The following is a 13,240-nucleotide window of genomic DNA, read 5'->3' as shown; positions in this document are numbered from 1 at the left end:
CGCGTTATCGTTAGCGTTTTTCGCGAGCAAGCTCGCTCCTACAAAGAACCGGGTGTTGTGCTGTTCAGGCAGGCGCTGAGCCGATCCCCACTGTCGTCCGCACCCGACCTTCCAGCCGACGCTTCAACCCACGCGCCTCGATCACCAACGTCGAGCCCTTGGCCGCATTGGCCCGGCCCCATTCTTCCAGCAACTCCAGGCAAGAGTGGTCGATGTAACTCAAGTTACTCAGCGGCACATGCAAGGTGGTCCCAGCAGGTACTGCCGACAACACCTGAGTCAACGCTGGCACCTTCAGAAAGGTCGCCGCCCCCGTCAAACGCAGCTCCATCTCTCCTTCCTGAGGCAGGTCGATCAGGCTGACTTTCAGGCGCGATGCCTTGAACGCCAGCTTCACCAATGTGAGCCCAAAGCCCACCAGCACGCCGGTCAGCAAGTCGGTAAAAATGATTGCCAGTGCCGTGGCCGCGTAGGTGAACATCGGCATCCGCCCGTAGCGCCCCAGCGCCTTGAACGCCTTGACGTCCACCAGCTTGATGCCGGTGTACACCAACACCCCCGCCAGGCTCGCGACCGGAATGCTTTGCAGCACGCTCGACAGCAAGAGCACAAAGCCCAGCAGCCACAGGCCATGGAACATCGCCGACAGACGCGTGGTAGCACCCGCCTGGACGTTAGCCGAACTGCGCACGATCACACCGGTCATTGGCAATGCACCCACCAGGCCGCAGAGCATGTTACCCACCCCCTGGGCCGACAATTCCTTATCGAAATCGGAACGTTGACCACTGTGCATGCGGTCCACTGCGGCGGCAGACAGCAGGGTTTCGGCACTGGCAATAAACGCCACGGCGAATGCCGCGATCAGCAACTGTGGATCAGCCAGGTTCAGCAGGTCGCTGGGGCGCAGCCAGTCGATAGCGTCCGCAAGGTTTTCCGGGACCTCCACGCGCTTGACCTGCAACGCCAGCACCAGGCTGGCGACAGTCGCCAGGCCCACGCCAAGCAACGCACCCGGCACAAACCGTAGTGGTTGCGGGCGGAATTTGTCCCACAGGTACATCACCAACATCGTCGACAAGCCGAGTACGCCAGCCTGCCAACCGAGCCCGCCGCCGAAGGTAGGAATCGCTTCAGCCAGCGCTGCCGGGAAGCCTGCCAGGTTATCCAGCCCTGACGGCTTGGGCGCGCCGTCGAGCATCACATGGATCTGCGACAACACGATCAACACGCCAATCCCGGCCAACATGCCGTAGACCACCGCCGGCGCGGTGACGCGAAACCAGCAGCCCAGGCGCAAACGCCCCGCTACCAGTTGCAGGAAGCCAGCCAGCAACAGGATCGGCCCCAGCATCAACATGCCGTGCTGGCGCACCAGCTCGAACACCAACACCGCCAGACCCGCCGCCGGGCCGCTGACCTGCAGCGGCGAGCCGGCCAGCCAGCCCACCACCAGGCCGCCGATGATGCCTGTGATCAGGCCCTTGGCCGGCGGCATGCCGGACGCAATTGCAATGCCCATGCACAGTGGCAAGGCGACCAGAAAAACAACCACCGAGGCGAGCAGCTCCCGTGGCAATACAGCTTTCAATTGAGCAGCACGCATGATGACTCTCCCGAGGCATTCGCCGGGCGCGGTAAAGCCTGGCTGCATCCATGGCAGCCACCGCATTACCCGGCAGGGAAGTGTTTAGAAGCGCGCTTTAGGCGTCGCTGAAGGGATCGGCTCGGTGCCGTTCAGCGGTCGGAACGCCGCTTTGTCCGCATCGTAGGCCCGAATTTCGCTGGTCTCGATGTTGTAGATCCAACCATGGATAAACAAATGACCATTGGCCATGCGCGAAGCCACGGAAGGGTGGGTGCGCAAGTGTTGCAGTTGGGCGATGACGTTTTCTTCGGTCAGCACCGCCATGCTCTCGCCTTCGTTGGCGCAGTCACAGTTGTCATGGACCATGGTCTTGGCGACCTCGGCGTGACGCAGCCAGGCTTTGACCGTCGGCATCTTTTCCAGGCTGTCGGGGTTGAGCACGGCACGCATGGCGCCGCAGTCCGAATGCCCGCACACAATGATGTGCTGTACGCCAAGGGCGAGCACGGCGTATTCGATAGCCGTGGAAACACCGCCGTTCATCTGGCCGTAGGGCGGCACCACGTTACCGACGTTACGGGTCACGAACAGGTCGCCTGGGGAGCTCTGGGTGATCAGCTCGGGCACGATGCGCGAGTCGGCGCAGGTGATGAACATTGCCCGTGGGCTCTGGGCAGTGGCGAGTTTCTTGAAGAGTTCTTCCTGCTGGGGGAAGACGTCGTGATGGAAATGCAAAAAGCCGTCAACGATATGCTGCAGCGCTGCATCGGCGGATTCCGCCACCTGAGGGGCTGAAGCCGACGCAGCCAACGGCTGTTTATCCTTGTCACTCATGATTCATCCTCTTGATCAATGCAGGGGAGGGTTCAGGTCAGTTCGACGCCATGGCGGTGAAATAGTTGTAAAACACACACCGGCCAGGCCGCCGACTCATCAGTCACTCGCTGAACAAGGTAACCGCCGAAACTTAACTCAAACTGAATGAACCGCTCTAGAACGCGGGTTTCAGTGATGTCAAAACGCGACTATTCCTACAGCAAAGGTGCACGTCTCCCCATCAGTCTACAACAAAGCCATCTGCCTGCCCGGTGGGCAAAACGCTGTGCAATCGAGGTTGAACCCTTCCCGCCGATTCAGCCCCAGGCGCTTGATAGCCTTGCTGAAACGCTGCGCCAGCAAATCGGCAAACGGCCCCTCACCGCGCATGCGCACGCCAAACCGGCTGTCATACACCTCACCCCCGCGCACCTGGCGCACCAGGCTCATCACATGGGCTGCACGCTGCGGGTAATGGGCCGCCAGCCACTCCTCGAACAACGGCGCCACCTCCAACGGCAGGCGCAGCATCATATACGCCGCGCTTTGTGCGCCGGCCGCGTGAGCTTCGGTAAGCAGGCTCTCCAGTTCACTGTCGTTGATCATCGGGATCATCGGCGAGCACAGCACGCCCACCGGAATGCCCGCGTCGCGCATCACCCGAACCGCCCGCAGCCGCGCCTTGGGCGCTGCCGTGCGCGGTTCCAGGATGCGCTTGAGCTCATCGTCCAGGCTGGTGAGGCTGATCATCACCGCCACCAGGCGCTGGCGGGCCAACTCGGTCAACAGGTCGAGGTCGCGCAGGATCAGCGAGCCCTTGGTGATGATGGTCACCGGGTGGCGGTAGCGCAGCAGTACTTCAAGGGTTTGCCGGGTGATCCGGTATTCACGCTCGATCGGCTGGTACGGATCGGTATTGGAGCCAAGGTTGATCGGCGCGCACACGTAGCCCGGCTTCGACAGCTGCTGTTCCAGCACATCGGCCGCGTTGCTCTTGGCAATTAATTTGGTTTCAAAATCCAGCCCGGGCGACATGTCCCAATAGGCATGGCTGGGCCGCGCATAGCAGTAGATGCACCCATGTTCACAACCGCGATACGGATTGATTGACCGATCAAAGGGCAAGTCCGGCGAATTGTTGCGGGTGATGATGGTCTTGGCCGTTTCGATACGCACTTCAGTGCCTTGGGTCGGCGGCACTTCCTGATACCAACCGTCGTCCTCGGCCACGCTGACGGTGGGTGCAAACCGGTTATGCAGGTTGGTGGCCGTACCCCGGCCACGGGGCGGCAGCGCAGTAGACATGAAAACGCCTCGATACTGTTTTTATATACAGTATCGAGGCGCGAGGTTTCTGACCAGTGCCGTTGGGCGGCCAGCGAACTTATCAGTGCTTTTGCGTCACCTGGCCCAAATCATCGCCCGAGGTGGTGTGCAGATCGTTTTTGCGCAGATCCGCTACATCGCTCGCCTTGACCGGCGCGCCCTGGTTGCCCCAGCTGCCACGGATAAAACTCACCACATCCGCCACTTCCTGATCCGACAGACGCCAGGCGAACGCTGGCATGGTGAAGGTGGACGGCGCCGCATGGGTGGCCGGCAAGGTGCCGCCGTTCAACACAATGTTGATCAACGACGTGGCGTCTGCCGTCTGCAACACCGGGTTGCCCGCCAGCGCCGGGAATACCCGCATATAGCCATGGCCGTCGGTACGGTGGCAGGCCGCGCAGTTGTCGATATACACCGACGCACCCGGCTTGCTGTCATCGCCCTTCCACAGCGCTTGCGCTACCTGCTTGTCGTACTGGTGCGGCTGGTCCTTGGGATCCACCGCCGGCAGGCTTTTGAGGTAATGGGCGATAGCGGTCAGGTCCTCTTGGGACATGTACTGCATGCTGTGCACGACCACATCACTCATGCCGCCGAACACCGCACTGCGGTCGCTGCGACCGGTCTTGAGGAACTGCACCAACTGCTCTTCGCTCCAGCTGCCGAGGCCATCCTTGTGGTCGCCGCGCAGGCTTTTGGCAATCCAGCCTTCCAACGGCGCACTGCCAGACAGGAAGGCGCTGCCGTCCGTGGCACTCAGGGCTTTTTCCTGCATGGTCAGGGCACGCGGCGTATGGCAGGCGCCGCAATGTCCGAGACCCTCCACCAGGTAGGCGCCGCGATCAATCACCGGGTCGGCAGCGGCTTGCGGCTGATGCGCCTCGACTGCCGGGGCAAACATCCAGCGCCAGGCCGCCAACGGCCAACGCATGCTCAGGGGCCAGGGAATATCGCTGTCCTTGTTTTCTTGGGCGACCGGTTCGACCCCCTTCATGAAGTACGCATACAACGCTTGCATATCGCTGTCGCTGACGCGCGCGTAAGAAGGGTAGGGCATCGCCGGGTAAAGCGTACTACCGTTCTTGGCGACGCCATGGCGCACGGCCTTGTCGAAGTCCTCGAAGCTGTAGTCGCCCAGGCCGGTCTTGTCCGGGGTGATGTTGGTGGAATAGATCACGCCAATCGGGGTTTCCATCGGCAGGCCACCAGCGAAGGGCTTGCCACCCTTGGCGGTATGGCAGGCGACACAGTCACCGGCACGCGCCAGGTACTCGCCCTGCTTGATCAAGTCGGTTTCGGCGGCGCTGATCGAGCAACTGCTGAACAGCGCCAGAGAGGCGATAACGAGTGCTTTCATGGTCATCGCTCCTTATGCCTGAACCAGTGGGCCGGGGTTTTTGAGGTACTGCTCGCGAATCGCTCGAGCCGACCAATAGGTCAACGCTGCCACCAGGCCGGTCGGGTTATAGCCCAAACCTTGTGGGAACGCGGAAGCACCGGGGACAAATACGTTGTGCACATCCCAGCTCTGCAAGTAACGGTTCAACGCGCTCGTCTTCGGGTCGGTACCCATGATCGCGCCACCGTTGAGGTGGGTGGTCTGGTAGGAGGCGGTATTGAAATGCTCACCGACCTTTTTACCCAGCACGGCGATGGCCTTGGGGTTCATGGCCTGGGCCACTTTGCCCATTTTTTCCATCATGAAGCGGTTCATCTTGATGTCGTTTTCTTGCCAGTCGAAGGTCATGCGCAGCAGCGGCAGGCCGTAGGCATCGCGGTAAACCGGGTCCAGGTCCAGGTAGTTGCTGCGGTAGGACTGATGGGCACCGTGGGAGTCCATGGAGACCTGATGGGTGTAGTAATCGGCGGTGGCGCGCTTCCAGGCGCTGCCCCAGGCCGGGGTGCCCGGTGGGTTGGACGTACCGGCAATCGGCCGGCTGCCGGCCTGGTTGACCCACATCGGCGAGCCACCCACGAAGCCGTGAGGGCCGTGGTCAAAGTTGTCGGCGTTGAAGTCGTCGATGGCCACGCCATTGCCGCCCGCGCCGATAAAGTTGTTGGTGTGGGTGTCCTTGTCGAAGAACGCCTTGATGGTGCCCATGTTCTGGTAGGCGAAGTTCCTGCCTACCACACCCTCGTTGGTAATCGGGTCGTAGGGTTTGCCGATGCCGGACAGCAGCATCAGGCGCACGTTATGGAACTGGAAGGCGCCAAGAATCACCAGGTCCGCCGGCTGTTCGCATTCACGGCCCTGGGCGTCGATGTAGGTCACGCCGGTGGCTTTCTGCTTGGTGCTGTCGAGGTTGACCTTAAGCACGTGGGAATTGGGCCGCAGCTCGAAGTTCGGCACCTGGCGCAGGGCCGGCAGGATGTTCACGTTCGGCGAGGCCTTGGAGTACATGTAGCACACGTAGCCACTGCAAAAGCCGCAGAAGTTGCACGGGCCCATCTGCGCACCGTAGGGGTTGGTGTACGGCCCCGACGTGTTGGCCGACGGCAGGTTGTAAGGTTTGTAACCTACGTCGGTCGCCGCTTTCTGAAACAGCTGGGCGGAGACGGTATTTTTCTGCGCCTCAAGCGGAAACGGGTTGGAACGATCCGGCGCGTAGGGGTTGCCGCCACGGCCTTCGCCAACCAGTTGGCCCTTGACCGTCCAGGCTTGGCCGGAGGTGCCAAAGACTTTTTCTGCATAGTCGAAAAACGGCTCCAGCTCTTCATAGCTGACGCCGAAGTCCTGGATGGTCATGTCCTTGGGAATGAAGGTTTTGCCGTAGCGCTCTTCATAATGGCTGCGCATGCGCAGCTCGATCGGGTCGACGCGAAAATGCACACCCGACCAGTGCAGCCCCGCACCACCAACGCCATTTCCCGGTAGGAATGCGCCCAACTGACGATTGGGCAGGGCGACGTCATTTACGCTGTGGCGAATGGTCACCGTTTCTTTGGAGATGTCCTGGAACAGCTTCTTACGCACGCTGTAGGTCAATTCGTCGATGACCTGGGGATAGTTGCCGTCTGGGTAAGTGTCCTGCATCGGGCCGCGCTCCAGCGCTACCACGTTGAGGCCCGCTTCCGTCAGCTCCTTGGCCATGATCGCGCCGGTCCAGCCGAAGCCCACAATCACTGCATCCACTTTCTTCATGATGGTCGCCACGTTTATGCCCTCTCGCCGCGAATGGAAACAGCCGGGAAGGGGTATTGCTCGTTGCGTTCCACCCAATCCATGAAGTCGGCGCGGGCGCCGGGAAAGCCGATCATGGTCCAGCCGACCATGCCTTTATTACCGCCGTGGATAGGGTCGCAGAAGAAGCCTTCCTTGGTGTTTTGCAGCAAAAGGTTGAAGAACATCTTGGGCGGCACGGCATCGAAATGCGCCGCCACTTCGCTGCCGCCAGCCTCCAGACGCCTAAGCATATCGTCTCGGGTAGCGCTGTCTTGCGCAGCAAAAGCTTTACCGTTGAACGCTTTCGACCACGCATCCGTCGCAGCAATACCCAGGCGATAGATCTCCTTGGGCACTAATTTGCTCTGCCAGCCCATCTCCGGCGCCGCATCGGCGTTGAACGGGCCTTGCATGAACCACAGGGCGCCACTGGCGTAAGGGGTGTTCATCTGGCGGTCGATGTATTCCGGCGCGCCGGCTTCCAAGGCACCCGGGCCCTGGGCGTCAGCGGGAATCAAGCGCTCGACGGCGGCGTTGATAAACGCCCATTCCTCGGCCGTGAAATAGCTTGGCTCGTAGGCTTTATCGCTGACCGCAGGCTTGGCCGGCTCGGCCTGGGCCGGTTCCGGCGTGGCCATCAGCATCGAACCGCCAAGGCCGGTGCTGGCAACCGTGACCACCGGGATCAAGGTCAAGGATTTGCGTAAAAAGTCACGCCGGGGGTTGTCTTGATCTTGATCAGACATAGGTACACCTCATCATGTGGTCACGGGTTTGGCAGCCGCTTCTGGAGAGTGGCTTGTCTTTTTTGGGAAGCGAATTGGATCCAACCGATGCAAAGGATAGCCCGCAACGGTAATCAGCAGTTACAAATGATAGCAGGCTAATCATTCCCAGAAACAATTCTGCTGGGATATGAGGCAAAACGCGGTCAAAAAAAGTGGGAGCGGGCTCGCTCGCGAAGGCGGTGGGTCAGTCAATCCTCCATAACTGACATACCGCCTTCGCGAGCAAGCCCGCTCCCACATTTTCAGACTGCGTACGAGCGTTAGACTTTCTTGAGCTTCGGGTTCGGGAAGAACTGCACTGCCTGCACTTTAGGGTCCGCCGGCGCTTTCAACGCGGAGGTATTGACCCTTGTGCCCAATTCCTTGGGCACCGACAGGCCTTGATCATTCAGCGTATCGGTATACCCACAGGCCACGCATTCGCGGTGCGGCACGCTGTCTTCGGTCCACATCTTCAACTTGTCCGGCTCGCTGCACGCCGGGCAGACAGCCCCGGCGATAAATTGCTTTTTGGTGATCACAGGCCCTTCACTCATGCTGCTGCGTCCTCACTCAGGCCGCTGTGGCGCAAGAGTGCGTCAATCGACGGCGCGCGTCCGCGGAAGTCGACGAACAGCACCATCGGCGCCTGGGAACCGCCACGCGCCAGGATGGCTTCACGGAACGCACGCCCGGTCTGGGCATTGAGCACGCCGTCTTCCTCGAACTTGGAGAACGCGTCCGCCGACAGCACTTCGGCCCACTTGTAGCTGTAGTAACCCGCCGCATAACCGCCGGCGAAGATGTGCGCGAAGCTGTTGGGGAAGCGGTTGTAGGCCGGTGGGCGCATCACCGAGACTTCATTACGCACGCCTTCCAGCACCTGGGCCACGCTGCGACCATCGCCATGGGTGGCGTGCAGTTCAAAGTCGAACAGCGAGAACTCCAGCTGACGCACCATCATCAGGCCGGACTGGAAGTTTTTCGCCGCGAGCATTTTCTCCAGCAGGTCCTGGGGCAGTGGCTCGCCGGTTTCGTAGTGGCCGGAGATCAGCGCCAGGCCTTCAGGCTCCCAGCACCAGTTCTCCATGAATTGGCTCGGCAGTTCCACCGCGTCCCACGCCACACCGTTGATACCGGATACGCCGGCATGTTCCACGCGGGTGAGCAGGTGATGCAGGCCATGGCCGAATTCGTGGAACAGGGTGGTGACTTCATCGTGGGTCAGCAGGGCAGGCTTGCCGCTGTCGGCCGGGGTGAAGTTGCACACCAGGTTCGCAACGGGGCTTTGCAGCACGCCATCAACGGTACGGCGGCGGTCACGGGCGCCATCCATCCAGGCACCGCCACGCTTGTTGGCGCGGGCGTACAGGTCGAAGAAGAAACGCCCGACGTGCTCGCCGTTTTCCTTGATTTCGAACAAACGAACATCCGGGTGCCAGGTGTCGAAGCCTTTGAGCTCAGCGATCTCGATGCCGTACAGGCGCTGCACAATGGCAAACAGGCCGCCCAGCACTTTGTCGATGGGGAAGTAGGCGCGCAAGGCTTCCTGGGAAACGCTGTAACGCTGCTCTCGCAGTTTTTCGCCGTAGAAACCGCTGTCCCAGCTTTGCAGATCAGGGCAGCCTTGCTCGGCGGCATAGGCCTTGAGCTGTTGCAGGTCCTGGGCGGCAAACGGCTTGCTGCGCTTGGCCAGGTCACGCAGGAAGCTCAGCACCTGGTCGCTGGATTCGGCCATCTTGGTGGCCAGGCTCAGCTCGGAGAACGACGCATACCCCAACAACTGGGCCAGTTCCTGACGCAGGTCGAGGATCTGTTCCATCACCGGGCCGTTATCGTTCTGACCGGCATTCGGGCCTTGGTCCGACGCACGGGTGCAGTAGGCGGCGTACACCTCTTCACGCAGGGCACGGTCCTGGGCGTAGGTCATGACGGCATAGTAGCTGGGGAATTCCAACGTGATCAGCCAGCCATCAAGGCCCTTGGCCTGGGCGGCGACAGCCATTTGCGCCTTGGCCGAATCGGTCAGGCCGGCAAGTGTCGCCTCATCAGTGACGTGCTTGGTCCAGGCCTGGGTGGCGTCCAGCAACTGGTTGGAGAACTTGCTGCCCAACTCAGACAGCTTGCTCTGCACCTCGGCGTAGCGCTTTTGCTGCTCCGGCGGCAAGTCGATGCCCGACAGACGGAAGTCACGCAGGGAGTGTTCCAGAATGGTTTTTTGCGCCACATCGAAACCGGCGGCTTCCGGGCTGTTGGCCAGGGCTTCGAAGGCCTGGAACAGCTCACGGTTCTGGCCCATTTCGGTGGAGTAGGCGCTCAATGCCGGCAGGCACGCCTCGTAGGCTTCGCGCAGTTCGGCGCTGTTGCACACGGCATTGAGGTGGCTGACCGGGCTCCAGGCCGCACCGAGGCGATCATTGAGTTCGTCCATGGCCAGGACCAGGCCCGCCCACGTCGGATTTTTACCCTGGCTTTGCAGGATCTCTGCGATTGCCACGCGGTTGTCGGCGAGGGTCTGTTCGATGGCCGGCTGCACGTGCTCGGCACGGATCGCCGAGAACGGCGGCAGGTCGTAGGACTGCAAAAGAGGGTTGTTCGCGCTCACGGTGGGCACCTTGGCTGAAGAAACATGTAGAACAAAGATGGGGCCATCTTAATTACAATCAACACCCACCGCAGCTATCAGCAGAAGAGAGAGAGGCTATCGTGACCCTTCGCACCTATCAGAACCACACGCCAACCCTCGGCGCCGGGGCGTTTGTCGATATTTCGGCGGTGGTGATCGGCGATGTCGAAATCGGCACTGACAGCTCGGTTTGGCCGCTGACAGTGATTCGCGGCGACATGCACCGCATCCGCATCGGTGCGCGCACCAGCGTGCAAGACGGCTGCGTGCTGCACATTACCCATGCCGGGCCGTTCAATCCTGATGGTTTCCCGTTGCTGATCGGCGACGATGTGACCATCGCCCATAAGGTCATGCTGCATGGCTGCACCGTGGGTAACCGCGTCCTGATCGGCATGGGCAGTATCGTGATGGATGGCGCCGTGGTCGAAGACGACGTGATCATCGGCGCCGGCAGCCTGGTGCCGCCAGGCAAGAAACTCGACAGTGGTTTTTTGTATGTGGGTAGCCCGGTTAAGCAGGTTCGGGCACTGACTGACAAAGAACGCGCCTTTTTCACCTACAGCGCCGGGAACTACGTGAAGCTCAAAGACCTGCATCTGGCTGAAGGATTCGATCAATGACCCTGCATCACCCCACCGTCCTGTTCGACCTGGACGGCACCCTCACCGACCCACGCGAGGGCATTACCCGTTCGATCCAGTACGCGCTGGCCAAACTGGGCATTGATGAGCCCGACCTGACCAAGCTCGAACACTTCATCGGCCCGCCCTTGTTGCAGGCGTTCATGCAGTTTTACGCCTTCGACGAGGCCAAGGCATGGGAGGCGGTGAATTTCTACCGTGAGCGCTTCAAGGTTACCGGCCTGTATGAAAACCGCGTATTCGACGGCGTCATGCCGTTATTGGAAGAGCTGAACAGCCAAGGGCGCCAGCTGTACGTCGCCACCTCCAAACCGTGGGAATTTGCCCGCGAGATTGCGCGGTATTTCGACTTTGCCAAGCACTTCAAGCTGATCTACGGCAGCGAGCTGGACGGCACACGCACCAACAAGGTCGAGTTGATCGCGCATTTGATGCGGGAGGAACGGCTAGACCCGGCCACCACCTTGATGATCGGTGATCGCAAGCATGACCTGATCGGGGCACGCAGCAATGGGCTGGACTCGGCCGCCGTGGGGTATGGGTTTGGGAGTTTTGAAGAGCTGAATGCCGAGGCGCCGACCTGGCATTTCGAGACGTTGGCGCAGATGCACCAGGCGTTTTTGCAGCGGTCTTAAGAGCGCTTTCGCAGGCAAGCCAGCTCCCACAGTTGACCGCATTCTCACGTTGAAAATCGGTCCACTGTGGGAGCTGGCTTGCCTGCGATGAGGCCCTAACGGCCAACCTTCTCCAACTGCCTCAACGCCGCTTTACGCTGCTCCACAGGCAACCCGCCCAACCGCTCCACCGCCGCATAAAACCTCACCCAATCCCCACCTTCCTGCGCAAACAACGCCGCAAACGCCGGCACCCATTGGTCATACAACCCAAACGGCAACAGTCGGGCATTGTTCATCGGCTGGTTGATCCAGGCGTCATAACGCTTGTCACCCTCCCATTGGCTATCGCGCAGGTGCCGGTATTCGCTGCGCAACTGCGCAAATTGCGCCGCTTTGGCCCGGCGCATCGCGTCCGCGGCCAACGGCTGCGCGTACAACGCCTCCAGGCGTTTACGGGTATCGAGAATCAGCCGGATAAATTGGTCACGCTGCTTCAACGCCGCATCGCCGACAGGCGCCAGGCCCCGCGCCGCACGCCATTGTCGGGTGCCTTCCTGCTCGACAAAACTGGCATAGGACTCGTTGAACTCGGTGTCGTCCTTCACGTAGAAGCGCTGGTGGGCCAGCTCATGGAAGATCAGCGTGGCGAGGCGCTCATCGCCCCAGCTCATCATCGAACTCATGATCGGGTCGTTGAACCAGCCCAGCGTGGAATAGGCCTCCACGCCACCGATCGACACATCCATGCCCTGTTGCCGCAAAAGTGCCGCTTCGCCCCGCGCCGCACCTTGGTTGTAGTAGCCGCGATAGGCGACGCAACCGGCGATGGGAAAGCAATGGTTCTGGGGTGACAGAGAAAATTCCTGCGTGGCAAACACATTCCAGACCACATAGGGTCGGCCGATATCGGCATACAGCCGGTAACTTTGGTTATCAGGCAGATGCAGGTGTTCACTGGCAAAGGTTCGGGCTTTCTGCGCTTGAGCCAGATGCTCGCGCAGCACTGGCGGGCGAGCAGGGTCGGCGATCACCTCGGCAACCGGCTCCCGGGCCCGCAACAGGTGCCACTGGCCGCTCGCCAACTGGCTGTAATAACTGACACTGGAGCAGCCGCTGAGCAGCGCAACCATCAGCCCTGGAAGAAAACGCCTGATCATGCACTGACTGCTCCTGGATGATGGGTTCGCCAGACTATCGCGCTTGCAGGGGATTTTTCCACGGCGTGGCGTGTTTATACTCAAGCCTCTCTTCGTGTTGAGTACCTGCCATGCGCCAGCTTGTGCTTCCCGTCGCCGCTGTGTTCCTCAGCGCTTGCGCCTCTACCCCCATCCCCCCTGCGGACCCGCAGCAGGCCTGGGTCGATTTCACCACTCCGACGCCGGGCTCCAAGTTGGTGATGGCTCAGCGCCTGGACGGGAAAAACCTCGACGACGGGCGCTTTTTTCAAATGCCTCCCGGCCCTCACGAGCTGATGGTGCGCTTTGACTTTGAAGTGCCCGCCGGCGGCGGCCTGGGTGGCCTCAGCCAGATGATGTATCGCACCTGCTTCATGACGCTGCAGTACGACCACTTTCAGGCCGGCCAGCGCTATGTGCTGGAAGGGCGCTCACTGGCGTTCACGCCCAACATCCGGCTGTACGACTCCGCCCGCCAGTTATTGGCCGAAGAGCGCAGCGTGAATTGCATCTGA

12 protein-coding genes are annotated in these 13,240 nt (G+C 60.9%); 3 read left to right on the top strand and 9 right to left on the bottom strand.

Annotation, left to right across the window (positions count from 1 at the left end; genetic code table 11):
• Nucleotides 1-64: 64 nt before the first annotated feature.
• From HU731_RS16350 to prlC, 8 genes are all read right to left on the bottom strand, one after another.
• Complete coding sequence (locus tag HU731_RS16350) at nucleotides 65-1,606, bottom strand: SulP family inorganic anion transporter (protein WP_186607457.1); 1,542 nt, start codon at nucleotides 1,604-1,606, stop codon at nucleotides 65-67.
• Between the two features lie 84 nt (nucleotides 1,607-1,690).
• Entirely contained in the window at nucleotides 1,691-2,422 is a 732-nt protein-coding gene (locus tag HU731_RS16345) for a carbonic anhydrase (protein WP_003187331.1), read from the bottom strand.
• A 228-nt stretch (nucleotides 2,423-2,650) separates the two neighbouring features.
• A complete protein-coding gene (locus HU731_RS16340; RefSeq protein WP_186607458.1) occupies nucleotides 2,651-3,709 on the bottom strand; it encodes a PA0069 family radical SAM protein in 1,059 nt (352 codons plus the stop codon).
• A gap of 82 nt (nucleotides 3,710-3,791) precedes the next feature.
• On the bottom strand, nucleotides 3,792-5,090 hold the full coding sequence (locus HU731_RS16335) for a cytochrome c (RefSeq protein WP_186607459.1): 1,299 nt from the start codon (nucleotides 5,088-5,090) through the stop codon (nucleotides 3,792-3,794).
• Nucleotides 5,091-5,102: 12 nt separating this feature from the next.
• Nucleotides 5,103-6,887 (bottom strand): GMC family oxidoreductase, encoded by a 1,785-nt coding sequence (locus HU731_RS16330; RefSeq protein ID WP_186607460.1) that lies wholly within the window; start codon nucleotides 6,885-6,887, stop codon nucleotides 5,103-5,105.
• A gap of 2 nt (nucleotides 6,888-6,889) precedes the next feature.
• Entirely contained in the window at nucleotides 6,890-7,642 is a 753-nt protein-coding gene (locus tag HU731_RS16325; protein WP_003187325.1) for a gluconate 2-dehydrogenase subunit 3 family protein, read from the bottom strand.
• A 302-nt stretch (nucleotides 7,643-7,944) separates the two neighbouring features.
• Nucleotides 7,945-8,220: a YheV family putative zinc ribbon protein gene (locus tag HU731_RS16320; protein WP_105225283.1), complete on the bottom strand. Its 276-nt coding sequence runs from the start codon at nucleotides 8,218-8,220 to the stop codon at nucleotides 7,945-7,947.
• Nucleotides 8,217-10,268 (bottom strand): oligopeptidase A, encoded by a 2,052-nt coding sequence (gene prlC / locus HU731_RS16315; RefSeq protein ID WP_186607461.1) that lies wholly within the window; start codon nucleotides 10,266-10,268, stop codon nucleotides 8,217-8,219. The genes HU731_RS16320 and prlC overlap by 4 nt, the downstream gene beginning before the upstream one ends.
• A 101-nt stretch (nucleotides 10,269-10,369) precedes the next feature.
• Here prlC and HU731_RS16310 point away from each other — a divergent pair, with 101 nt between their 5' ends.
• Together HU731_RS16310 and HU731_RS16305 are read left to right on the top strand one after the other, a co-directional pair.
• Nucleotides 10,370-10,912, top strand: a complete 543-nt coding sequence (locus tag HU731_RS16310) for a gamma carbonic anhydrase family protein (protein ID WP_186607462.1) — start codon at nucleotides 10,370-10,372, stop codon at nucleotides 10,910-10,912.
• Nucleotides 10,909-11,568 carry an HAD family hydrolase gene (locus HU731_RS16305; protein ID WP_186607463.1) on the top strand — a complete coding sequence of 220 codons (660 nt, stop codon included), beginning with the start codon at nucleotides 10,909-10,911 and terminating at the stop codon, nucleotides 11,566-11,568. Before HU731_RS16310 ends, HU731_RS16305 begins: the two co-directional genes overlap by 4 nt.
• A 95-nt stretch (nucleotides 11,569-11,663) precedes the next feature.
• Here HU731_RS16305 and HU731_RS16300 read toward each other — a convergent pair whose 3' ends face one another.
• The gene (locus HU731_RS16300; protein ID WP_186607464.1) at nucleotides 11,664-12,707 is read right to left on the bottom strand and encodes an aminopeptidase; all 1,044 of its coding nucleotides are present in this window, start codon (nucleotides 12,705-12,707) and stop codon (nucleotides 11,664-11,666) included.
• A gap of 110 nt (nucleotides 12,708-12,817) precedes the next feature.
• Here HU731_RS16300 and HU731_RS16295 point away from each other — a divergent pair, with 110 nt between their 5' ends.
• Nucleotides 12,818-13,240 (top strand): PA0061/PA0062 family lipoprotein, encoded by a 423-nt coding sequence (locus tag HU731_RS16295; protein ID WP_186607465.1) that lies wholly within the window; start codon nucleotides 12,818-12,820, stop codon nucleotides 13,238-13,240.

Source organism: Pseudomonas salmasensis (assembly GCF_014268375.2).
Classification (GTDB): Bacteria; Pseudomonadota; Gammaproteobacteria; order Pseudomonadales; family Pseudomonadaceae; genus Aquipseudomonas; species Aquipseudomonas salmasensis.
This window is presented reverse-complemented; position numbering and strand designations above follow the sequence as displayed.

Coding starts and splice junctions, on each gene's coding strand:
- HU731_RS16305 (WP_186607463.1), top strand. CDS start 10,909: ATGACCCTGCATCACCCCACCGTCCTGTTCGACCTGGACGGCACCCTC.
- HU731_RS16320 (WP_105225283.1), bottom strand. CDS start 8,220: ATGAGTGAAGGGCCTGTGATCACCAAAAAGCAATTTATCGCCGGGGCT.
- HU731_RS16340 (WP_186607458.1), bottom strand. CDS start 3,709: ATGTCTACTGCGCTGCCGCCCCGTGGCCGGGGTACGGCCACCAACCTG.
- HU731_RS16295 (WP_186607465.1), top strand. CDS start 12,818: ATGCGCCAGCTTGTGCTTCCCGTCGCCGCTGTGTTCCTCAGCGCTTGC.
- HU731_RS16345 (WP_003187331.1), bottom strand. CDS start 2,422: ATGAGTGACAAGGATAAACAGCCGTTGGCTGCGTCGGCTTCAGCCCCT.
- HU731_RS16335 (WP_186607459.1), bottom strand. CDS start 5,090: ATGAAAGCACTCGTTATCGCCTCTCTGGCGCTGTTCAGCAGTTGCTCG.
- HU731_RS16350 (WP_186607457.1), bottom strand. CDS start 1,606: ATGCGTGCTGCTCAATTGAAAGCTGTATTGCCACGGGAGCTGCTCGCC.
- HU731_RS16325 (WP_003187325.1), bottom strand. CDS start 7,642: ATGTCTGATCAAGATCAAGACAACCCCCGGCGTGACTTTTTACGCAAA.
- HU731_RS16300 (WP_186607464.1), bottom strand. CDS start 12,707: ATGATCAGGCGTTTTCTTCCAGGGCTGATGGTTGCGCTGCTCAGCGGC.